The sequence below is a fragment of the Gordonia otitidis genome (assembly GCF_020735545.1).
Taxonomy (GTDB): domain Bacteria; phylum Actinomycetota; class Actinomycetes; order Mycobacteriales; family Mycobacteriaceae; genus Gordonia; species Gordonia otitidis.
In genome coordinates this window covers 3,489,808-3,515,749 of the sequence record NZ_CP085974.1, presented here as the reverse complement: position 1 = coordinate 3,515,749, position 25,942 = coordinate 3,489,808, and the positions used below count along the sequence as shown (strand labels likewise).

Below are 25,942 nucleotides of genomic sequence, written 5' to 3'. Positions count from 1 at the left end.
TGACGCCTCACCCATCGATCCGAAGTTGTTGTGCGACAACTCGCCGCGACGAGACGCGGAGACCGAGCTCGCTTCCCGAATCCGCCTTGTCCTCCGACACCGGTCCCCCGTCCGACCAACGACCCACCACGCTGTGTTCCTCCTCGGTCAAGAACGGGGCGCGCGCGACAGGGAGGTCGGGCTCGGTAAGCAATGCACCGAGGACCGACACCACTCGGCTCCCGAAACCGCTCATCCGTTCCGCGTCGAACAAGTCGACCGCGTAGAGCACCGCCAACGACCACGGTCCCTGGTCCGTCATACGGATGTCGACGGTGAGGTCGACCTGAGCTGGGACGAAGTCGGTGTCGAACGGTTCCACCGTGAGTCCGCCGATCGTCGACGCAGCGTCCCGATCGCCTTCCCCGACGGTGAGCATCACCTGGGCCAGCGGCGAAAAGGATTCCGAACGAACCGGATTGAGCCTCTCGACGACTGCCTCGAACGGAACGTCGGCGTGTGCGTACGCCTCGAGATCGGTGGTACGCACCTGGTCGAGCAATTCGATGAAACTCATCCCGAGTTCCACATGCGCGCGCAGGATCAGGGTGTTGACGAACATCCCGACTACTCCGTCGAGCGATTGCTGGCCGCGACCTGCGATGGGGGTTGCCACCGCGATCTCGTCCTCCGCGCTCAACCTCGCGAGAACCACTGCGAGTGCTGCGTGCACCACCATGAACGGTGTAGCGCCCTGAGTCCGCGCAACAGTACGGACCAACTCTGCCACACGTTCCGGAATTGCCACGTCGACGCGAGCACCGTGATGCGATGCCACCGCCGGACGTGGTCGGTCCGCGGGGAGGTCGAGGACGTCGGGCAGGCCGCCGAGTTGTTCGGCCCAGTAGCTCAGCTGCCGTCCTGCTACCGATGTGTCGTCGGCGGGGTTCCCGAGAGTCGCGTGTTGCCACACCGCGAAATCCGCGAACTGCACCGGCAGCGGTGCGAATTCGGGTTCGGTTCCCGCTCTGCGCGCCGCGTAGGCAACCGCGAGGTCCGTGACGAGCGGTGCCATGGATTCGCCGTCGGCGACGATGTGGTGCAGAACCGCCGCAAGGATCCACTCGCCTGCCGCGTTCTCGACCACTCGCACTCTCCAAGGTGGTGCAGCGGTGACGTCGAACCCGGTGCGGATGGCCGAGCCGATCTCTGCGATTGAATCGACCACGGCCCAATCCGGCTCCGCGCTCGGGTCGTCGGCGTCGAGAACCACCTGGTGTGCCCCGTCGGCGTCAGCGGGAAACACGGTGCGTAAGATCTCTTGTCGCTCAACGACATCGCGCACTGCCAGCAGGAGTATATCGGGATCGACCTGCCCGGTCAGTCGCAGGACGATGGGCACGTTGTATGTCGCCTGCTCCGGCTCGAATTGGTTGATGAACCACATTCGCTGCTGGCCGAACGAGAGCGGAATACGTTGCGGGCGAGGCGAGACTGCCGAGATCTCGGCGAGAGCGGGCTGGCGGAAGCGGCTCAGCGCCACGAGTTGACGTACCGATGGCGCGTCGAAGAGATCACGGATGGACAGCTCCACGCCCAGCACCTCACCTGCCCGCGCGATGACGCGCATCGCCGACAACGAGTTTCCGCCGAGATCGAAGAAACTGTCGGTCACCGATACAGTCTCCACGCCGAGAACCTCGGCGAACACTGACGCGACACGGTGTTCGTGTGGCGAATCGGGCAGCGTGATCGTGCCGGTCGTCACCTCGGGTTCAGGCAGTGCTCGTCGGTCGAGCTTGCCGACAGGTGTCAACGGCAACGCGTCGAGGACCATGATCGAATCAGGGACCATGTATCCCGGCAGCCGTCCTGCCGCGAATTCCTTGAGTTCCGAGATCTCCACGGGCGCATCGGTCACCACATAGGCGGCGAGCGACGTCGCCTGCGGCCCGCCGACACCCACGACCACCACCGAACGGATGTCGTCGAACGAACCGAGTACGGACTCGATCTCGCCGAGTTCGATCCGCAGACCGCGCAGCTTGACCTGATCATCGGAACGACCCAGATACTCGACGACGGTGTGCCCGGACGCCTCATGCGAGAGCCGCACCACGTCGCCGGTGCGGTAGAGACGGGAGCCGTCGGTCCCGTACGGATCGGCGACAAAGGCGGCTGCGGTCAATGCGGGACGCGCCAGATAGCCACGGGCCAGAGAGGTCCCACGCACGTACAGGTCGCCGGGGAATCCCATCGGTACCGGCCGCAGCCGGCTGTCGAGCACGAGAAAATCGATCCCGGCAATAGGAGTACCCAGCGACACCTGTTCGGTGCGTGCCATCGGCGCACCGATCGCGACGGCGACGGTCGCCTCGGTCGGGCCGTACAGGTTCCGTAACGGTATGCCCGCCTCGGCCCACCGGTCCTTCAGCGGCCCACCCACTGCCTCGCCACCCGCGAAGACGCATTGCAGACTCGGTGACCGCGTCGGATCGAGGGTTGCCAGGACCGATGGCGTGAGGAAGGTGTGGCTCACCGCCTGCTCCGAGATGAACCGCACCAGCTCATCTCCACCTGCCGCAGTGGCCGGTCGATACACCAGCGTCCCGCCGGAGACTGCGGCGAGAAGATACTCGAGGACAGAGGCGTCGAAGCTCGGCGAAGCGAACCCGAGAACGCGAGCGTCGGGCCCCGCATCGCCGCTCCGCACCTCTTCGGCAGCGAAGTTCGCCAGGCCTGAACCGGTGACGGCAACGCCCTTCGGCCTCCCCGTCGACCCCGAGGTGTAGATGACGTATGCCAGATCGAGCGGTGACAAGGGTCGCCCTCGGTCTGCATCGGTGACGCCGGCAGCGCTCACGGAGTCGACCGTTCCCGCGAAATCAGGAGTGTCGATGACGTGCCACGCGGTCGACGCGCCGGGCAGATCAGAGTTCGACGAGGTACACAGGCCGACGCCCGCCCCGGAGTCCTCGAGCATGAGCTCGATGCGGTCGCTTGGATAACCCGGGTCGATGGGAACATACGCGGCACCGGATTTCGCGACCGCCCAGATCGCGGTGAGCAATGCCACCGACCTCGGCAACGCGAGCGCTATCAGGGATTCGGCGCCCGCTCCTTGTGCGATGAGCCACCGCGCCAACCGATTGGATGCCTCGTCGAGTTCGCGATAGGTCATCGCGTTCCCGTCCTCGTCGGTGACCGCGATCCATTCCGGCCGGCGTCGCGCCGCCCGGCTGAAGATCTCGGCGAGAGGCGTCGGCGGCACCGCAGGCGGACCACCGTGCAGCGCGACGCCGCGCGCCCCGGGCGCCAGGTCTATCTCGCAGACCGGGCTGTCCGGTCGGTCGACGATGCCGGACACGATCGCACGTAACGTCGCCTCGAGAACGGTGATCTGAGCGCCGGAGAACGCGCCCGGAAGGTACTTGAGCGTCAACGCGATTCCGTCGGGAGTGGGCGTTCCGGTCAGGTTCAACGGGTAGTGGGTGGCGTCGGATGCTTCGATACCGGAGATCGAGAGGCCACCGCTCGCGGCGTCGGCGATTCCGGCCGAGTCGACAGGATAGGACTCGTACGCGGTCAGGGTGTCGAAGAGCACCGGTAAACCGGTCAGCGCTGTCAGTTCCGTGAGGCCGCGATGCTGATGGTCGATCACCGTGAGCTTGTCTGCCTGCAGCCTGCCGAGCACCGTGGCGACCGTTGCCTCGGGATCGACGTCGACAACTGCCGGAAGTGTGTTGATGAACAATCCCACCAACGCCTCGGCGCCTTCGAGGTCGGCCGGTCTACCCGACACGGTTTCACCGAAGGCGACCACCTGATTTCCCGTCATCCGTGACAGGAGAACCGCCCACGCGAACTGGAGGATCGTCGACACCGTGACACCGCGCTCCCGAGCGAGCCGATCGATCGCGTCGCTGGCTGTGCGGCCCAGTCCGAAGGTGTGGTCCCGGGGCATCGCGTCGGTCGTCGGGTGCTGGTACTGACCGACCAGCGTCGGTTCGGTCAACCGCTCGAGCACAGTACGCCAGGCGCGGTCACCTATCGAGTCATCCTTGGTCGCAAGAATTTTGACGTGGGTGCCGAAGTCTGGGCGGGACGGCGACGGACCCGGCGTGTAAGGAGTGCCGGTTGCGTACAGGGCCAGTAGGTCGGCGAGCACGAGCGGACCCGACCAGCCGTCGAAGAGGATGTGGTGGTTGGTGATCACCACACTGTGGCCATCGGGTCGGCTGACCAACACGATTCGCAGGAGTGGTGGCCTGGCCAGATCGAAAGGTGCGCGCGATTCCGCGGCGGCGACATCGGCGATCTGTGTCTCGATCGACCCCGGTTCGACCGCGACCTCTCGCCACGGCACCTCGACGGTCGGGGGTACGACGGCGACCACCGCGCCCCGCGGTGTCTGTACGAATCCCGATCGCAGCGCGCTGTGGTGGAGCAGCAGGTCGCGGGCCGACGTCCGCAAGCGGGTGGGGTCCACATGTCCGTCGAAATGGATGATCGCCTGCGTCGAGTACACGTCCACACCGTCGGTCGAATCACCGACGTGCGGGCCGACGGCTCTCTTGGACTCCACATAGAGACCGGCCTGCAGCGGACTCGATGGCCACACCGCGGCAGCCGGATAGTCGAGCGCGAGCTTGTCCAGCTCAGACTGATCGATCTGGACCCCCGGCACGTCGGCCGGCGACAAACCGGGGTCACGTCCGCCCGCGATCGTCGTGACGAGATCATCGAGCTCGCACATCCACCGCGACATCAGGTCATCCATGTCGACTCCGGACACCACGTGCGACGCATAGCCGCCGTCGATCACCAGTCGGCGACCGTTCTCGCCCAGATCAACACTCACATTGACCGCGATCGCGTTGGGAACCACCATGGCGCCCGTCACCGTCGAGGGCGGCTCTGCGGCGGTGGAGTCGGGAATCAGGTCGACCGTGGCGGAGTCGGCGTTCTCGGCGACTGCTCCGCGGGCTCCGAGATAGTTGAAACCGATCGCGGGAAGTGCACGTGTCGCGAGTGCTGACTCCGACTGATAGCGAAGCACGCCGAAGCCGATACCCCGGCCGGGCATGCCGAGGCGTTCCTCCTTGGCCGCCTTGACCGCGTGAATCGCGTCGGGTCCCGGCTCGACAAGAACGGGTGCGATGCTGGTGAACCAGCCCACTGTCCGCGACAGGTCGGCGCGACGCGGGACCGGGCCCTGTTCGAGGACGTCGTCGTAACGACCGTGGCCCTCCACGAGGACAGGCCACGGTGCTCTTGACATGCCCCGAGCGAGAGCCCAGCCGTCGAGCGCACGTGCGAGTGTACCGAGCAGTACGTCATTGACGTTGCCACCGAAGGCCTTCGGCAACAACGTCAACACCGCCTCGGTCGTCGTCTCGTCGACGCTTCGTGTGACGGAGTGCATCGTGCGGACCCGGTCACGGTCGGCTACCAGCCGGAGTCGGTCGTCGTCCGTTGCGGGCAGTCTGCTGGCCCAGTAATCCTCTTCGACGTCGCGGTCGACTGTTTGGTCTGCGACGGCAGCCGTCCATGCGCGCTGTGTGGTCACCTCGTCCCGTAGTGCGATCTGCGTACCACCATGGAGTTGCGCCCAGGCAGTGGCGAGGTCTTCGACGATGATCGGCCAGGACACGGCGTCGACCGCCAGATGATGCACCACGAAGACCAGCCGCAACGGGCCGTCGTCCCCGACGACCAGCACAGCCCTGACCAACGCTCCACGTTCGGGAGCGAGGTCCGCAAGCGCGTCCGCGTGCGCCGACTCCAACACCTCTGCGAACTCATCGGTGCCCACACGGGCGGACGTGAATGCTGTTGACACCGCGGCGAATCCGTCGAAGTCGACCGATTCCCGCGTCCAGTGTCCGTTGTCGGACGACAGACGTGTCGACATTTCCGGATGGGTGCGGACAAGGGCGGTGAGTATGTCGGCGAGCACCCTCTCCGTGATCGTAGGAGGTGCATACAGCACGATCGACTGGCTGAAGTCGGCGAAGTCCTGCGCTTCTGTTGAGTGCTCGATCATCCACGACACGATGGGGGGCAGCGGGGTCGGGGCGTCGGACGGCATGTCGGTCAGCAGTGGCAACAGGTCTTGGTCCTCGGCCGCGGCGCGTGCCATGGCGCGGATCGTGCGGTGTTCGAAGATCTGTCGCGGGGTGAGCACCACCCCGGCCATCCGCGCGGCCGAGGCGAGCTGGATCGACATGATCGAGTCGCCACCGAGGGCGAAGAACGACTCGGTGACATCCACCCGGTCTACGCCGAGAAGTCCGCTGATGATCTGTGCGAGAGCCGATTCGGCAGCTGTCTGCGGCTCGACGATGTCGTCGGTCGTGCCCCTGTCCGGCTGCGGTAGCGACCGAATGTCCAGTTTTCCGCCGGGAGTGACGGGCAGCTCATCGATCACCACAACGCGATGCGGCACCATGTGGTGCGCGAGTCGGGATCGGGCGGCGATCAGGACCTCTGATTCGGTGACTGTATTGCCAGCTGCTGGAACGACATACGCGACCAATCGGTTTCTGCCGTTGTCGTCTCGAGAACCGATGACCACGGCCTGGCCGACAGCAGGCACATCGGCCAGGACTGCCTCGATCTCCCCTAGTTCGACCCGCTGTCCATTGATCTTCACCTGATGGTCTGCGCGGCCCACGAAGACCAGATCGCCTCGCCGATCGACCTTGGCCATATCGCCCGTCACGTACATCCGCGCCCCGGCGACCCCGGAGAAGGGATCTGCGACGAAGCGGGTAGCCGACAGACCTGGACGGCGAAAGTAACCGTGGGCCAAGGAATCTTGAGATCCTAGATAGATCTCGCCGACGACGCCGCGAGGTACCGGGTGGAGACGCTGGTCGAGGACGTAGGCGGTGAACCCCCGAATCGGGCGGCCGATCGTCACCGCCTGTTCCGGGCGAGAGCGTGCCGACGTCGCCCAGATCGTCGTCTCCGATGGCCCGTAGAGGTTGAACACGCGGCGTTCGGCGGTAGCCCAACTTGCCACGAGATCGGCGGGACACGCCTCGCCGACTGTCATGATGTTGCGCAGTCCACCCGCTCGCCGTGGGTCGAGGGTGCCCAGGACCGTAGGAGTGATGACGATATCGGTGACGTCACCCTCGTCGATGACGCGTGCGAGCGCTTCGCCTGCGTAGTCCGACGCGCCCGCGATCACCAGGGTGTGCCCGTGTCCGATGGCGCGGAGCACTTCGTCGAAAGCTGCGTCGAAGCTCGGCGATGCCACGTGGAGCAGTCGTGCACCAACGTCCGGTGAGGTGATGCTGTCGTGCGCGGTGAGTAGATTCGCCATCCCGCGCTGGCTGACCGCGACAGCTTTGGGGGTACCGGTAGACCCGGAGGTGTAGATCAGATACGCCAGATTGTCTGCACGAGGACGGCCGTTGAGCTCCGTCGGGGCAAGCGGTCGATCGTCCATACCCTCACCGAGAGAGGTGATGTCGAGCCATCGGCACCCGTCGGCCTGCGTATCGAACGTCCCGGGTGCGCATATACCGACGCGCGCGCGGGAGTCGGTGATCATGTACTCGACACGATCGGTCGGGTAACGAGGGTCGACGGGTACGAACGCGGCGCCTGTCTTCGCCACGGCGATTGCCGCCATCACCGACTCCGGTGACCGTTCGAGTCCGAGCGCGATCACGTCGTCGACACCGAGTCCCTCACGAATCAGCGAGCGTGCGATCCGGTTCGTTCGAGATTCGAAGTCTCGATACGTCATCGAGCCCCCCGCGTAGACCAGTGCGGGCAGATCGGGATCTATTTCTCGTCGTGACAGCAGTTCGATCAGAGGCGCCGGCTCGGTGCCACCATCGCTGAACGGGATCGGGAAAAACCCACGTTGGCGTGCGGCATTCACCGAATCAGGTCGGTCGCCCGCGGACTCCCTGTCCCCGACGATGTCGCTGTCCCCGACGATGTCGATGTCCCCGACAGCGAGATCGTCGGCGGTGACCATCGCAGCCAGGATGCGCTTCCAGGTCCATTCGAACCGGGCGATCGTGTCCTCGTCGAATAAAGCCGTGGCGTAGGTGATCTCCACTGCCATGGGCGACGTGTCCGTCCGGTCCGCGACGGCCATCAACAGATCGAGACTGGCCGAATACTCGTCGACGTCGAGCGGAGACGCGGTGATCTCACCGATCTCGAGGCGGTCGGCGTGCGCTCGTCGGGCCGCACTCACGAAGGTGAATCCGATCTGAGCCAGCGGCGCGAACGAGGTGGCGCGCTCGGGTGCCAGTTCGTCGACGAGGTCGTCGAATTGGACGTCGGCGTTGGCGAATGCATCGACGTCGACCCGTCGCAGTTCCGCGACGCACTCCGCGATCGTCGCCGCGCCATCGATCGCGGTGCGCAGTACGAGGGTGTTGACGAACATACCGATCAGGTCGTTCAGCGCTTCGTCGGAACGCCCTGCGATCGCCGAACCGATCACTACGTCCTCGGTCGATGCCAACCGCGCAACCGTGATCGCCAGCGCGGCATGACACACCATGAACATGGTGAGTTCGTGCGCTCGCGCGAACTCTTCGAGGTCTGCCGCCAGAGCATCCTCGACGACGGACCGGAACATGCCCGCCGTGCCCTCGAATACCGCTGGGCGCGGCCGGTCGGTGGGGAGATCGGTGACCTGTGGCAGGTCGGCCAGTTGCCGCCGCCAGTACTCCATCTGCGGTGCAATGCGCTCGCCGGCGACCGCGCGTTGCCAGACCGCGAAGTCTGCGTATTGCAGTTGTGGTGCCGGTTCTGGCGCAGCGATCACCCCGGTTCGTACCGCGTAGGCGGACAGGAGGTCACGGATGAACACCGAGGTCGATTCGCCGTCGAATGCGATGTGGTGCACGGTCACGACGAGGTCGGTGGTGTCCGCGGTGCCGGCCGAATCATCGGCGGTGGCGCCGTACGTTGCGAGCCGGACCCGAATCGGAAGTTCCTGGCTCACATCGAAACCTGCACCGACGGCATCGCGCGTCGCCTCGGCGGCCGCGTCTCCTTCGGAGAGATCCACCACCTTCCAGTCCAGGACTCGTTCGACGTCGGACATGTCGAGGATCTGCTGGATCGGACCACCGTCATCCGACGGGTAGACCGTGCGCAGGATCTCGTGGCGTTCGATCACGTCGATGAGCGCAGCACGTAATGCGGCGCGGTCGAGCGGACCATGCAGCCGCAGCGCCATGGGGATGTTGTAAGAACTCGACGACGTATCGAATTGGTTGATGAACCACATCCGTTGCTGCGCAGAGGACAACGGGATGCGCTCCGGTCGCGCACCGGCGACGAGCGCACCGGCACGGTGCGCGCGCCCGTCGAGCGCCGTGCACAACGCACGCACACTCGGGTGGTCGAACAGGTCACGAACGCTCACATCGACGTCGAGCACGGTGGCAACCCGCGCCACCACACGCATCGCGGACAGCGAATTGCCACCGGCGGAGAAGAATGATTCGGTCACGCTGATCCGTGCGACGCCGATGACATCGGCGACGATATCTGCCACCGCTTGCTCCCGCGGGGACGCAGGTGCGACGTAACGTGCCGACTCCATGAAGCGGGCCGGTTGAGGGAGCGCTCGCCGGTCGACCTTGCCGTTGGCGTTGAGCTCGATTGCGTCCAGCGGCATCCAGATGGTCGGACGCATGTACTCCGGAAGCCGCTGCCGCACAGCTTCTTCGATTGTGTCGACGGGTACCGAGGCCGGCGCATAGTAGGCGACCACGTCTTGCGCACCCGTCTGCGGATCCGTATGTATGCTCACCGCGGCGTGGACGACGCCGGGCACAGAATGCACGGCCGACTCGACCTCGCCCAGTTCGAATCTTTGGCCACGCAGCTTCACCTGGAAGTCGACCCTACCGAGGTAGTCGAGGGTGCCCGCGTGATTCCACTTCACCAGATCACCCGTGCGATAGAGCCGTTCGCCCGGGGCGCCGAACGGGTCGGCCACGAATCGTTCGGCGCTGCGTCGTCCGTCCGAGGCGTAGCCCCGCGCCACCTGGACTCCGCCGACGTAGAGTTCACCGACGACTCCGACCGGTACCGGTGAGAGCCTCGCATCGAGGACGTGCGCCGTCAGATTCTGATTCGGGCTGCCGATCGGTGCACTGTCGTCGCCCGGCGCGAGCGACTGGTGGGTAGAGGTGATGGTCACTTCGGCGGGACCGTAGAGGTTCCACAGCGATACGTCGGGCAGCAGGCCATAGACCGTCTGCACGACATCGGGAGTGAGCGCCTCGCCACCCACGAATATGTTCCGGAACGACCTGAGTTCTGTGACGTCGGTGCCCAATACGTCACAGAACGTCGCTAGCAACGACGGAACGAATGACGCCAGCGTCACCTGCGCGTCGACGATCTGCCGGGCGAGCAGTCGGGGATCGAGGTCGCCCGCCTCCCCCACAGTCACGACCGCGCCCCCGACGAAGGTCGGCAAGAGTATCTCGAAAACCGACACGTCGAAGGTGACGGGCGTCTTGAGCAGCACCCGTTCATCCGCCGTGAGCTCGAAAGTGCGCATCAACCAATCCATCTGGTTGCCCAGTCCTCGATGGGTGACGGTCACGCCCTTGGGCTCACCAGTCGAACCCGAGGTGAACAAGGTGTAGACGGCGTTGTCGACATGAAGCGGCGCACGACGATCCGCGTCGGTCACCGGGTCGACCGCCGAATCCACTTCGGTCGTCGTGTCGACCTCGATGCGCGGGATGCCGTCGAGACCTCTCAACGCAGGAACCTCGTCAAGGGTTATTGACACGAGGATCAGTCGAACACCGGTTGTGGCCGCCATGCGTTCGGCGCGCGCAACCGGCGTTCCGGGGTCGATGGGAACGAACTGGCCACCCGCCACGATCACCGCATGGACGGCGACGACAAGGTCGACACCTCGTGGCATGACCACGGCGACGGCGACCTCGGGGCCCACTCCCGCAGCGATCAGAGTGCGCGCGAGACCTGTGACGCGGGAATGCAATTCACGCTTTGTCACCTGCCGGTCACCGCTGATCACAGCCACTCGGTCGAGCTGACGAAGAGTAGTGTGCTGCAGGGAATCGGCCATGGTTCGCGCCGGTAATGCAACCACCGGGCCGGTCGAGCGACGCTGCATCTCCCGCAGCTCGTCCGCGCGCATCAGAGGTACATCGCCGACCACAGCCGCTACGTCGCGTGTCACAGCGGTCAGCATGTCGATGAAACGTCGGACGATCGCGGCCGCGGTCGCGCGATCGAAGAGATCGGTGGCGTATGAGAGCGAACCGGCCCACCCACGGGAATCGTCGGCAGGACTGATCGTGAACCCGAGGTCGTACTTCGCGGGAAGGTTGTCGGGTTCGACTGCCTCGACCTGCAGACCCGCAGCCTGATGGGCCAGCTCACTGAGGACGTCGATGCTCGCTGACTCGTCGAAGGCGAGCATGACCTGGGCCAACGGACCGAAGGACTCCGAGCGCACAGGTGCGACCGCGTCGACCACTGCCTCGAACGGAACATCGGCATGCGCGAATGCATCGAGGTCGACTTCTCGGACACGGTCGAGCAGCGCTGCACATGCTTCGTCGGCGCGCACCCGGGTACGCAAAACGATGGTGTTGACGAACATTCCGATCAACTGATCGAGTTCCCGCTGGCCGCGACCGGCGATCGGGGTGGCGATGGCGATGTCGGTGTCGCCGCTCAACCTCGACAGCACGGCAGCGAGGGCTGCGTGCACCACCATGAACCGGGTGACACCCCGTTCGTGCGCGAGGCGGCCGATCCCCTCCGTGACCTCGGTATCGATCCAAAAATCCAGTTGGGCACCATGATTGGATGCGACCTGCGGGCGTGGCCGATCGGTGGGTAGCGAGATCACGTCGGGCAGTTGTGCCAATGCCTCTCGCCAGAATTCGATTTGCGAGGCGCTGATCGACGTGGGGTCGTCGGGTTCGCCGAACACATCGCGTTGCCAGAGCGCGAAATCAGCGAATTGGACAGGCAGGGGGGCGAAGACGGGCGTGTCGTCTTCTCGACGCGCCGCGTACGCCAACATGAGGTCGCTGGTCAGTGGCGCCATCGACTCACCGTCTGCGGCGATGTGATGGAGGACGAGAGCCACCACATGCTCGTTGGGCGTCTGTGACCACAGTCGACCGCGGATGGGCCAGTTCTCCTGCAGATCGAATCCATCCGATGCAGACCGTGCGATGTCGTCGGCATCGGATACAACCTGCCAATCCAGACGGGCGTCGATGTCACTCACCGGATCGACATGCTGGAACGGCTCGCCGTCGTCGGCGAGAAACCGCGTCCGCAGGATGTCATGGCGAGCGACGACGTCGCCGACCGCACGCCGCAGAGCGGTTGCGTCGAGGTCGCCGCGGATACGCAGCACCGAAGGGATGTTGTAGGCCCCTGAGGTCGGGTCGAAGCGGTTGATGAACCACATACGATTCTGCGCGTAGGACAACGGAAGTCGCTCGGGTCGCTGACTGACCGCCACGACCGGCGGTAGTCCGGTGTGTCGTCCGCTGAGCGCGTCGGCCAGTTCGGCGACGGTCGGGTGGTCGAACAGATCGCGAACGGACACGTCGACACCGAGTTGCTGACCAATTCTGGAAACCACTCGCATCGCGGAGAGCGAGTTGCCGCCCAGATCGAAGAACGAGGTGGCGGTCGAGGGGTGCTCGATGCCGAGCACATCCTCGATTACGCCCACGATCGTCATCTCAGTCCTGGACTCCGGGGCACGGTAGGCACTTTCATCGACCGAGAAGTCGGGCTCGGGCAACGCGCGCCGATCGACTTTCCCAGCACTACCGAGTGGCATCTCGTCCACGACGGTCCAGTGATCGGGAACCATGAAGTCGAGGAGATTGCGCGCACAGTGGTCGCGCACCCTGTCGACGTCGACATCGTCGCCACAGAGGTATCCGACGAGAACCTGCTGGCCCGCAGGTCCGGTGCGGACCTGTGCTGCGGCCTGCGACACACCGGGTGCAGCAGCGAGCACACCGTCGATCTCCCCCAGTTCGATGCGCTGGCCACGAATCTTGACCTGGAAATCGACGCGACCGACGTAATCGATGTCGCCGGTCGGCAATCGCCGGACCAGGTCGCCGGTGCGGTACATCCGCGCGCCGGCGGGCCCGAAGGGATCGGCCACGAATCGATCGGCGGTGAGGTCGGGCCGGTTGACGTAGCCCCGGGCCAGTTGGGCACCGCCGACGTACAACTCACCGATCACACCGGCGGGAACGAGGTTCAGTCGACTGTCGAGAATCGCGACCGTGGTGTTGTAGACAGGTGAGCCGACAGAGAGACGATCGATCGTCGAGATATCGGCATCCAGAACGTAGTTCGTCGCCTCGGTTGGCCCGTACTGGTTGATCACGTGCACGTCGGGCAGCGAGGACCGGATCTGGGCGGCCAGCGCCGGAGTCAGCGCCTCACCACCGGTGACGAGCAGACGTAGGTCGGACGACTGCAGCTCCGACACCAGCTGGGCGTCGTCGAAGATCGCGGACCAGACCGCAGGTACTGCCTCGACGACATGAATGCCCTCGGCACGTATCAGCTCGACGAGGTAGTCGATGTCACGATGTCCGCCAGGACGCGCGATGACCATTGTCGCCGATGTGGTCGGCGCCCAGAACAGTTCCCACACAGAAGCGTCGAACGTGTATGTCGTCTTGCACAGAATCCGGTCGACGCCCGCGCGTCCATAGACGTGGTCGGTATATGCGAGATGAGACACCATTGCGCCGTGTGTGACCGAAACGCCCTTCGGTCGTCCGGTCGACCCGGACGTGAACATCGTGTAGATCGTGTTGTCCGCCAGGAGCAAACCGTTGCGTTCGCGCTGCGAAATCGGTTCGGCGAGCGCCGGGGCCTGCGAATCGCACGAGACCCGGAGTCGGTCGACCTCGATCCCCTCGATTGCAGCGGGCTCGTCACCGCGTCCGATCAGCAGCAGTCGGGCACCGGCGGTGCGGAGCATGTACTCGACCCTCTCGGAGGGCGCCTGCGTGTCGATCGGGACGTACGCCCCGCCTGCGGCGACGATCGCGTGTATCGCCACGACCATCTCCACTGATCGTTCGATGCACACACCCACCGCGACCTCGGGACCGACCCCTCGCGCGATGAGTTCGCGGGCAAGTGATTCCGTGCGGGCGCCGAACTCACGGAAGTCCACCTCACGATCACCGAAGCGCAGAGCGATGCGATCGGGCTCGCGTCGCACCTGTCGGGCGACGAGATCGGCAACCGTGTGCGGCGGAACGGCACAGAGCTCACCAGAACCCGCGCGGACAATGGCCTCGGCTTCTCTCGGCGTGATCAACGCCATGTCGCCGACCGGCCGATCCGGTTCAGCCAGCAACTCATCGAGTAGCAGGATCAGTCGCTGCGCGAACGCAGTCACCGTGTCGGCTTCGAAGAGATCGGTCGCGTAGCTGACGGCGCCCCACCAGTCGTGACCGGGGTCGGCGGACGAGACGGTGATCGTGAGGTCGAGCTGCTCCGGAGCATCTTGCGGCTCGCGGGGACTCAGCTCGATTCCTGCGACGCGGAGTGCGGTCCTCCGCGCCGAGGCCGCCGGATCGAAGGACAGCATGACCTGGGCCAACGAGGCGAATGCAGCTGAGCGCGTTGGCGACAACGCCTCGACGACTTCTTCGAACGGGACGTCAGAGTGGGCGAACGCGTCGAGGTCGATCTCTCGGATACGCTGCAGCAGCGTCTCGAACGACATACCCGGATCGATCTCGGTACGGAGCACGAGCGTGTTGACGAACATCCCGACGAGCGGGTCGAGGGCTCGGCGGCCGCGACCTGCGATCGGTGTCGCGATGGCGATGTCGGTGCTGGCGCTCAGGCGCGCGAGGAGAACCGCGAGAGCACCGTGGAGCACCATGAACGGAGTCGCCCCCGACGAATTCGCGGCCTCGAGGACGCGCTCACCAAGTGACGCCGGGATCGAAAATTCGACTCGACCACCGCGGTGCGACGCGACCGCTGGACGCTGTCTGTCGGTCGGGAGCCCCAGGACGTCAGGCAGGCCGCCCAGCCTCGCGGTCCAATACGACAGCTGTTCTGCGACAACGGAACCAGCGTGCTCGGTCGAGCCGAGAGCGCGGTGCTGCCAGATCGCGAAGTCTGCGAACTGGATCTCCAACGACGGTAATGAGATCGGCGTCTGCGCGGCATGGTGGGCGTAGTAGGCACCCAGATCGGCGAACAGTGGCGCCAGCGATTCGCCGTCGGCGGCAATGTGGTGCAACACGAGAGCGAAGTCGTATTCTCCTGTTCCCGTTGCACAGACCCGTGCGCGGATCGGCCACTGCGCGCTGAGATCGAACTCGTCGAATGCCAGCGTGTCCAGGTCCGCGGCCGAGTCGACCGTCGCCCAATCGAGGCGGCCCGCGATCTCCTCGACCGGGGAGACGCTCGCGAACGGCACACCGTCGATCTCTGGATATGTGGTGCGCAGAACCTCGTGTCGAGCGACGACATCGGCAAGCGCCGCGCGCAGTGCAACGATGTCCACATCACCTGACAGGTGCATCACAGCGGGAATGACGTACCCGTCCGCACCGTCGGAGAACCGGTTGATGAACCAGATGCGACGTTGCGCGAAAGACAGCGGGAGCCGCTCAGGCCGGGGCGACGCCGCTGTCAGCGGGGGCAGCGCGGCGTCGAGTCCCCCGATGACTCCTGCGATCTCGCGGATGGTGGGGGCATCGAAGAGATCGCGCAGATTGAAGTCGACTTCCAGTTCCTCGCACACACGACCGACGATCCGGGCAGCCGACAATGAATTGGCCCCGAGATCGAAGATCGATTCGGTGACACCGATGCGATCGAGTCCGAGCACATCGGCAACGATCGACGACAGTGTCTGTTCGACCTCGGTCTCAGGGGCCACGTACTCGACGGAGGACTCGACGACCGGAGCGGGCAATGCACGGCGATCCAACTTGCCGTTGACCGTGAGCGGGAGTTCGTCGAGCACCATGACCACGTCCGGCACCATGTAGCCCGGCACCTTGGTGCCCACCGCCTCGCGCACCGCTGCCGGATCGACAACTGTCCCGGCAGCGGCGACCACGTAACCCACCAGCAGCTCGGTTCCGACCGAGTTCGCACGGACGGCCACCGCAGCGGCGGCAACGCCCGCGGCCGACAGCATTGCGGCCTCGACCTCACCCTGCTCGATTCTGAAGCCGCGCAACTTGATCTGGGCATCCGACCGACCGAGATACTCCAGTGTGCCGTCGCGGAAGATACCTATGTCGCCGCTTCGATACATACGCCGCGCGTCTCCGGCGAACGGGTCCGCGACGAATCGTGCGGAGGTCAGCGCCGGTTGGTCGAGATATCCGCGTGTGACCTGGGTTCCCGATACATAGATCTCACCCGGCACGCCGTCCGGCACCCGCCGTAGACGCTCATCGAGAAGGTGAATCGTCAACTCCGGCAACGCTTGTCCGACATCAGAGCCGTGTGCGGTCGTCACGAATACGGGATCGAGCGCGCGAAAGGTCGAATGCACGGTTGTCTCGGTGATCCCGTACATGTTGACTAGGGTCGGCCCGGGTGAGCCGGCCACAGCCTCGCGATCGGCGTACCACCGTCGGACCTGCGCGAAGTCCAGTGCCTCACCGGCGAACACCATGTACCGGACGCTCGGGGAGAGAGTGTGCTCGGCTCCCGGCCGAACCGCAGCGGCCAGTTGATAGAACGCGGAGGGCGTCTGTGAGACGACGCTCGCCGCTTCGGCGTGCAGCAGCCGTGCGAACTCGCCGGGACTGCGGGTGGTCAGATAGTCGAGGACCACCAGTCGTCCACCGAACAGCAGCGCGCCCCACATCTCGAACACAGAGACATCGAACGCGTACGAGTGGAACATCGTCCACACATCGGTCTCGTCGAAACCGTAGCGTTTCTGCGCTGCTCTCATCAGCGAGACAACGCTGCGCTGCTCGACCACCACGCCCTTGGGACGCCCCGTCGAACCCGACGTGAAGATCATGTACGCCGCACAGCGTTGGTCCACGGCGACCGGCGGGCTGTCCGAGCCGTCGGCAGTCGCGACCAGATCCTCCGTGGTGCAACCCGGAATGCCGAGATACGACAGTGCCGCGCACCCTTCGGCGTCACTGAGCAGAAGACTCGGACGTGCGGTGTCGACGATGTAGGACAGACGATCAGCGGGATGTGAGACGTCGAGCGGCAAATACGCTGCACCCGCTTTGAGGATTCCGAGTATCGCGACGATCACGTCGACGGTACGCGGGGTGGCCAAGCCGACGACATCGCCCGCACCGATACCGCGGGCGTAAAGAGCGCGCGCAACGTCGTCGGATCGACCATCGAGTTCTCGATAGGTCAGCGACGCCCCGGTTTCGTCTTTGACGGCAATCCGCCCGGCGAATCGGAGGGCAGCCGACCTGAAGATGCCCGGCAGTGATTGCCAGTCACTCGATCCCAAGACCTCTTCGGCAGCTGAACGGATCGTGTCGACGGTCTCGGCGGTGACTCGCGCGACATCGGCCGGTGTCAGCAGTTCGCGCGGGAGCATGGTCGTGACGATTGCGCTCAGCGCGGCATCGGGCTCCATGCCACGAGCGCTGAACACGGATGCGGTCGGCGCGACACGGTCGTTCAGCGCGGCGAAAACGACGTCGCCCTGTGCGCCGCGAAAGGCGACGGCATCGGGCACAGTGGCCGCTGCGAGAGCAACGAGGTCGACCGTCGGTGGACGCGTTCCCCATACCGATGAGCTGGATACCGACACGTCCGATCCGATGTCTGTCACGCGCTGCCCTCCCGATTCACGACATCGGCGGAATCGCCTGAGTCCGAGATTCTTTCCTGCTCGTCGATGACCTGTGCGGCATTGTTCTCGAGTTCGGTGAGTACATCGTCGAGACGCTCAGCGCCACCCGAAGCCAGATCTGGAACCAACGTCATCAAAGCGATCGTGAGCGCCGAATCACGGTCCGGCGTCGATGCGGCCATCACCTCGACCATGGCATCAAGATCGGAGAAGTTGATCGCCCCTGAACCTTCTCCGACTGCGACGCCGTCCGGAGCACGCAGCGCCGCCCTTATCACCGATTCGGAAATGGTGATCGACGTGGACTCGGCGGAATCGGCAGTGACTGTGTCGAGTTCGTCGGGCAGTCGGATCGAGAGGTCAGCGACCGGGGTGTCTATGTCGCGGACGATCGATCGGAGCACGGCAAGGTAGCGCTGCGCGAAGCGCTCGACGGTCGCTCGATCGAACAGGTCGGTCGCATAGAGCAGTTGACCTCGGACACTTCCGGTCGTCGAGCCACCCGAGGGGTCTCTCGGGAACAAACTGAGCTGCAGATCCACCTTCGCAGAGGTCAACTCCTCATCGAGGGGGGTGACCGTCAGGTCGCCGAGTCGCAGGGCGGGGAACTCGAGATTCTGATAGGCGAACATCGCCTGGAACACCGGGTTGTGCGATGGGCTCGGCGCAATGCCGAGTGCCGCGGCGATGGTGTCGAAGGCGACATCTGCGTTCGACATGTCGGCGAGGTCGTCGCGGCGGACCCGGCTCAGAAGGTCCGCGAACGACTCACCCGCATCGATGGTGGTACGCAGCGCCAACGTGTTGACGAACATCCCGACCACACTGTCGAGACCCTCCTCACCACGGCCGGCGAAGGGACTTCCGATGACGATGTCGTTGCGCCCGCTGAGCCTGCTCAAGAGAACGGCGAAGGCCGCTTGAGTGACCATGAACATGGTCGAATGGCGTTGATGGGCAACGCTTTCGAGGTCATCGGACAGATCGGCCGGGATCTCGAAATCGATCGCGCCGCCGATGAAGCTCTGGTTCTTGGGACGCGACCTGTCCGTGGGTAACTCCAACAGGTCCGGAATCCCCTCGAGGCGGTTCTTCCAGTAGTCGAGCTGCCGATCGCGCTCACGCACGTCGCCGGATTCCGCGGCCAGCCGGTCGGTCTGCCACATGCTGTAATCCGCGTACTGCACCGCCAACGGACGCCACCCGGGCTCCAGACCTGCATGTCGCGCGCTGTAGGCGATCATGAGATCTCGAGCGAGCACCGACATCGACGCACCGTCGGCACTGATGTGGTGGACCACGACGACGAGCACGTGCGAGTCCGCACCCGCCGACAGCAGGGCGGCCCGCACCGGGAGTTCTTCTGTGACGTCGAAACCTTTTCCTGTGACCGCGGCTATCGCGGCGGGAAGGTCGGATCCCGCGGGCACCATGCGAAGCGAGATCTCATCGACCCACTCACCGTCCTCGGGCATGATCACCTGTATCGGGGTGCCGTTGACCATCGGATAGATGGTCCGGAGCGCCTCGTGTCGCCGCATCAGGTCCTGCAACGCCAGGTCGAGTGCCGCCTCGTCGAGGTCGCCCTCCAGCCGGAGTGCCAGCGCCATGTTGTAGACCGCAGACACCGGGTCGGCGCGGTTGATCAGCCACAATCCCCGCTGCATCTCCGACACCGGGACCATCTCGGCTCGTCGCCGCGGTCGCAGCGGCAGCGCAGCCCTCGATGCGCGACCACGTGACAGCTCTCGGGCGAGATCGGAGACAGTGGGGTGTTCGAAAATCGCGCGTACCGGCACCGTCTGATCAAGCACGGCAGCGACGCGCGCGGCGACCTTGGTCGCAGACAACGAGTTGCCGCCGATCTCGAAGAAGTCGGCGACGACACTGACCCTCGGTGTTCCGAGAACCTCGCCGTAGACGTCGGCGAGCAGTGTCTCGAGTTGCGTGCGCGGCGCGACGAACGGCGTGTCGTCATGGAAGTCGACGGGCGGCAGCGCGTGACGATCGACCTTGCCCGCCAACGTCAGTGGCAGTTCGTCGACGATCGTGACGGCGCGCGGCACCATGTACTCGGGCAGCACCCCCGATGCATGCAACAGGAGATCCCGTGGTCGTACCTCGGTGCCCGTCCCCGGCGCGACGGTCACGTACGAGGCGAGGACGTCGTCCCCATTCGGGCCGGGCACGGCCAAGGTGACGGATTTGGTCACTGCGGGATGGGAGGTCAGCGCATCGTCGACCTCTCCGGGTTCGATGCGTAGTCCGCGAATCTTGAGCTGGAAGTCGATGCGCCCGAGATAGCGCAACCTGCCCTCGCGGTCGCGCAGGACGCGATCGCCTGTCCGATACATCCGTCGACCAGATCCGAAAGGGTCGGCCACGAACTGGCTGCAGGTCAGATCCGCTCGTCCGTGATAGCCACGAGCGAGTTGGGTTCCGGCAAGGTATAACTCGCCCGGCACCCCTACCGGTGTCGGACGAAGTGCGTTGTCGAGAACGTACGCACAGACCCCGGCGACCTCGGTACCGATCGTCACCGGCTCGTCGTCGCCGAGCGGACCGGCCGCGGTGGCCCAGATCGTGGCTTCTGTCGGCCCGTAGAGGTTGAAGAAGCGACGACCCGCCGCCCGCCACCTGCGCGCCAACTCTTCCGGGCACGCTTCACCAACGCTGATCACCGTGGCGAGGGAAGGGACGTGTTGCGCGTCGATCGTCGCCAGTGACGACGGGGTCATGACAGCGTGAGTGACTTCCTCACGCTCGATCAACTCCTCGAGTTCTGCCCCACCGAACACCCCTGCGGGGCTGACGACCAGAGTGCCGCCGCAGCCGACCGACATCAGGATCTCGAACACCGACGCGTCGAAACTCGACGACGCAACATGCAGGACCCGGGAGGTCTGGTCCAGGCCGAGGATGCGCCGCTGGTTGGCCATCATGTTGGCAAGACCTCGATGGGTCACGGCCGCGGCCTTGGGCTTTCCGGTGGAACCGGAGGTGTAGATCAGATAGGCCAACTCGTCCAGCGGCGCATCGTCGGCCGGGCGTTCGGGCCTCGGGAGGATCGAGCTGTGCCCTGCGACCCTCAGTTCCGTCGCGGGGTCGTCGAGAATGAGCCATTCGACCCCCAGGGGCAGCGAATTGGCCACAGACGCTACGCCGAGACCCAGCTGCGCTCCGCTGTCTGCGAGTATCTCTGTACGTCGGGCCGGGGGGTGCGCGGGGTCGATACTGACGAACGCGGCACCGGCAACGGCCACCGCGAGTGTGGCGAGCACGGAGTACCTCGAACGCGGGATGGCAGTGGCCACAACCGAACCCGCACCCACGCCCCGCTCGGACAGTTCACAGGCGAGCTGACTCACCTGAGCGGCCATACTGGCCCAGGTGGTCTCGCCGTCGGCGCTGATCGCAAGTGCATCCGGATTGGCGGACGCCATGGCAGAAGTCAGGAGTTCGGCAAGCGTCGCAGGCTCCGGCAGCGTCGCCGAGTCGGCGGCGTGGTCGCCGACCACCGGCACATGGACCAGGTCGACAGCTCCGACTGGTTGCTCGGGATCGGATACCATCTGCTTCAGCACAGTGACCAGGTGCTGTCCGAGATCGGAAACGGTGCTTTCATCGAAAATATCTGTGGCATAGGAGATTTCGACGTCATAGCCGGCGCGTCCGACTTCGCTGTCGGCCACCCGATCGGTAACGGACACCGAGAGATCGAACTTTGCCGCGGGAATGCGTGTCGACACGAGCTGCGCTCCGGGCAGCAACGCGTCGAGGGTCGTCGCCTGGCCCGGATACATCGTGAACGCCACCTGGAACAACGGCGTGTGTGAGGCCGTCCGCGAGGACGTGAGGTCCTCGACGATCCGGTCGAACGGTATGTCGGCGTGAGCCGTCGCCCTGGTGAGCACCGAATGGGCCTGTGCGAGCAGCTCTGCGACCGTGTTGTCGGGCTCGACCTGCGTACGCAGCACGACGGTGTTCACGAACATTCCAACCAGGTCGGCCAACTCCGGCTCGTCACGGCCGGCAGTGGCGGTGCCGATCGGCACGTCCGAATGTCCTGACCACCTCGACAAGACGATCGACAGGGCTGCGTGAAGGACGGTGAACGGCGTGACCGCGTGCGCTGCTGCCAGATTCCGTACTCGCCGGGCCGTATCCCCGTCGATGACGACGTCGACATAGCCGCCGCGCCCACTCGCCACCGGCGGCCGGGGACGGTCGGTCGGCAGCGGGAACACGTCGGGAACTCCCGCCAGCTCATGCCGCCAGAACCGTAACCCTGCCAAAACGTCATCGGTGGGATGTTCTGCGCTACCGAGGATTTCCAGATTCCACAGTGTGTAGTCGGCGTACTGTACTGCGAGCGGCGGCGGCGCGGGGGCGTGCCGCACACCTTCGTGACGGCGTCGGTACGCACTGAGCAGGTCCCTGATCAACGGCGTGAGCGAGAACCCGTCACCGGCGATGTGGTGCAGGACGATCACGACGACGACCGCATCACCGTCGCGTACGAACGACACCCTGAGGGGAACCTCGGTCACGAGGTCGAAACCGCGACTGACGAGGTCGGTCAGAACAGCCGTGGTGTCGAAGTCGGCATCAGCGGGTCCGGCGACCTCCTGCAGGGTCGGGCAACGAGGATCGCTGGGTGCGAGGATCTGCTGTGCCGGTTCCCCGGAGATCATGGGGAAGCACGTCCTGAGGGACTCGTGACGTTCCACGATGTCGAACAACGCACCGCGCAGAGCTTCCTCGTCGAGACCGTCGGCAAGCCGGATGGCACCTGCCATGTTGTACGTCGCCGCCGTCGGATCCATCCGATTGATGAACCACAGACGGGTCTGTAACGGCGACAACGGAACCACGGAAGGCCTGTCGGCGACCCGGATCAGGCGAGGTCGCGCCGAATCGACGGCCCGCGCCCTGTCGGCAACCTCGCCCACATCGCTGGCACCGAAGAGATCTGCAAGGCCGATCTCGACTCCGTATTCGGTTTTCACACGAGACACCAACCGCGCCGCACTCAACGAGTCGGCGCCCAACGAGAACAGGTTGTCGCGCAGTCCAACCCGTTCGATGCCGAGTATCGATGCCGCCGCGTCTGCCAGGGCGCGTTCGACCGTCGTCCGCGGAGCGACGTACACGGTTTCCGACCCTCGAGTGGGCTCGGGCAGCGCTTTACGATCGAGTTTGCCCGACGCATTCGTGGGAAACTGCTCGAGTACGACGACGTGCTGCGGCACCATGTGTGACGGCAGGTTGCGACGACACCACGCGAGCGCGGTGGACTCGTCGACGACAGATCCCCCCTGTCCGCGCACGTAGGCCACGAGAACCGGCGCAGGACCTAGATCCGTGCGGGCCACCACGGCTGCAGCATCGACACCGGGAGCGTCACCGAGGACCGCTTCCACTTCTCCGAGTTCCACACGCTGTCCCCGGATCTTGATCTGGAAATCACTACGCCCGAGATACTCGAGTTCGCCGTCCGAGGACCAGCGCACCAGATCTCCGGTGCGATACATCCTCGCGCCCTCACCACGCATCGGATTCGCAACGAAGCGTTCCGCTGTCAGCGCCGGTCGGTTCAGGTATCCGTCGGCGAGCTGCCGACCCGACAGGTACAGCTCGCCACACACGCCGACCGGCACGGGACGCAGTCGCGAATCCAGTACGAAGACATCGGTGTTCGCCACGGCACGACCGATCGGAACGACAGAGTCGGCAGCACTCACCTCGTGCGCGGTGACGTCGACCGCCGCCTCTGTCGGGCCGTAAAGGTTGATCAGCCTCGCCGATGAGCCTTCGAGCAGCCGAAGGGCCAGCACCGCCGCCAGCGCCTCACCCGAGGTGAACACATATCTGACGGAATCGGGAAGCACCGTGTCATGGCCTTCCGCTGCCACGACCTCGGTGTACACGTCGAGCATCGAAGGAACGAAGTGGACGACCGTCACTCCGGTTGCGGTGATCAGCCGTCGGAGGTGGTCGGGGTCGCGATGGCCGTCGGGCCTGGTGATGACCATCCGTGCGCCGTACATGAGGGGCCACAACAGTTCCCACACGGACACATCGAACGTGTAGGGAGTCTTGTAGAGGACGGCATCGGTCCGGTCGATCGGATACATGTCCTGCATCCACGCCAGCCGGTTTCGGACCGCCAGATGCGATACCTGCACACCTTTGGGGGTCCCGGTCGACCCCGAGGTGAAGATGACATATGCGGGTGCGGCCCCTCCCCCGGCCAGTCCGCCGGGCCACGATGTTGCCGACGTCGGCGATTCGGCCGTCCGATAGGCGTCATCGACGACGACTGAGGCCTTTACGGCGTCGACGATCAGGGCACGACGCTCAGCGGGTTGATGGGGATCGACCGGAACGTACGCGGCGCCGAGCGTCAGAATCGCGTACAGCGCCGCGACCTGGTCGATGCTCCGGTCCAGTGCGACGACCACGCGATCACCCGGACGGACACCGTCCGCCCACAGACGTGCAGACCAGCGCTTCCGGGCGTCGTCGAGTTCGCCGTAGCTCCAGGTGTCGTCCTCGAACACTGCCGCAGCAGCGTCCGGCGACGCCTCGGCGCACGCGACGAACTCATCGAGCAGGTGGCCGTCGGCGCTGTCGACCTGCGGGCCGATTCCCAACGCCGAGATGCCCTCCAGCTCGCCGGGCATGAGCAGGTCCACATCGGCGATCGCGGTGTCGGGAGCGTCGAATGCTCGGAAGAGGAACGTGAGGAACCGGTCGTGATGGGTCTGCAGCTCTGACTGGTCGTAGAGGTTCGGATTGCCGTGCAGGTCGATCGTCACGGGAGCCCCCGGGCTCGCCTGGTAGATGTTGAGCCGCAGGTCCTCGAGAATTCCCGACGACAGAATGCGGTAATCGACCTCGGCGCCCTCGATCTCGATCGGCTGGTCGAAGAACATCAGGTTGACGATCGGGCCGAACGACGCGGTATTGGTGTCCGCGAGGCCGGCATCGGTCCGGATGTCCTCGAATCGGTACCGCTGATGACGTAGAGCTCCGGTGAGTTCGCGTTGCATCTGCTCGATCAGCCCACGCATCGACGAGCGCGACACGTCACGTGCCCGCACCGGCAGCATGTTGGCGAGCATGCCGCTGCCACGCTTGATCTTTGCTGTCGCCCTACCGGTGACGGGCAGGCTGAGCACCACATCGTCAGTTGTCGCCGCTCGCGCGAGGTATGCCGAGAACGCGGCGGTCAGCAGTACCGCGGCCGACGAACTCGTCGCCCGCGCGGTCTGATCGAGTACGTCCTGCTCTTCCGCAGTGAGCTGCCGACCGGCGACGAGGTTCTGCGGGACGAGTGCCACGGTGGCAGCGCGACGCGCCAGGGTCACGCGCTCGGGCAGGTCTTGCACGGTCTCCGCCCAGTGCGCGCGGTCCGACTCACGACGTGAGCTCATCTGGTACTTCTGGTCGTCGGCAACGATCTCCGCCAACGATGCTCCGACAGGCGAGCGATGCTCCAACCCGCGCAGCTCCGCGTTGTAGCGCTCGAGGACCTCTCTGACCGCCGTGAGCGCGGCGTACCCGTCGAGTGCGATGTGATGCGCACGCAGGTACCAGAGATGACGGTCGTCGGCGACCCGTATCAGCGCCGACTCGACCAGTCGATCCTCCAGCAGATTCGTCTCACTCTGGTAGTCGGCATTCATCCATTGTCGTGCGGCGAACTCGGGGTCGGATTCGTGCCGCAGGTCGAGCAGACGAACACTGTTCTCGATCGACTGGTCGACAATCTGACGGGGGATGCCGTCGACATCGACGATGCGGGTGAACGCGAGCTCCAGATCGTGGCCTGTTTCCGCTGCCACTCGGACGAACAATGACGTGTCGAGTGGTTTGTCGACGTCTCGGATGTCGAGGAATTGGGCGATGTTGACGCTGTAGCCCTGGGACAGGTTCTCCGCGAACCACATGCCACGTTGGGCGGCTGTGAGTTCCAACGGGATCAGACCGTCACCGTTCTGGGCGTCGTCTGCCATCGCACACCTCCTCGCTCACTGCACCCGCCCTCTCGTCATCGCGCGGCATCACTCCACCGTGTGTCCGCATTGTCGATTCTCGATA

Annotated in this window: 2 protein-coding genes; both read right to left on the bottom strand. The window is 65.1% G+C overall.

What is annotated here, in order from left to right; translation table 11 throughout:
• Nucleotides 1-7: 7 nt before the first annotated feature.
• The gene (locus tag LK459_RS16040; protein WP_227919516.1) at nucleotides 8-17,815 is read right to left on the bottom strand and encodes a non-ribosomal peptide synthetase; all 17,808 of its coding nucleotides are present in this window, start codon (nucleotides 17,813-17,815) and stop codon (nucleotides 8-10) included.
• Nucleotides 17,812-25,857: a non-ribosomal peptide synthetase gene (locus tag LK459_RS16035; RefSeq protein ID WP_227919515.1), complete on the bottom strand. Its 8,046-nt coding sequence runs from the start codon at nucleotides 25,855-25,857 to the stop codon at nucleotides 17,812-17,814. The genes LK459_RS16040 and LK459_RS16035 overlap by 4 nt, the downstream gene beginning before the upstream one ends.
• Between the last annotated feature and the right edge of the window lie 85 nt (nucleotides 25,858-25,942).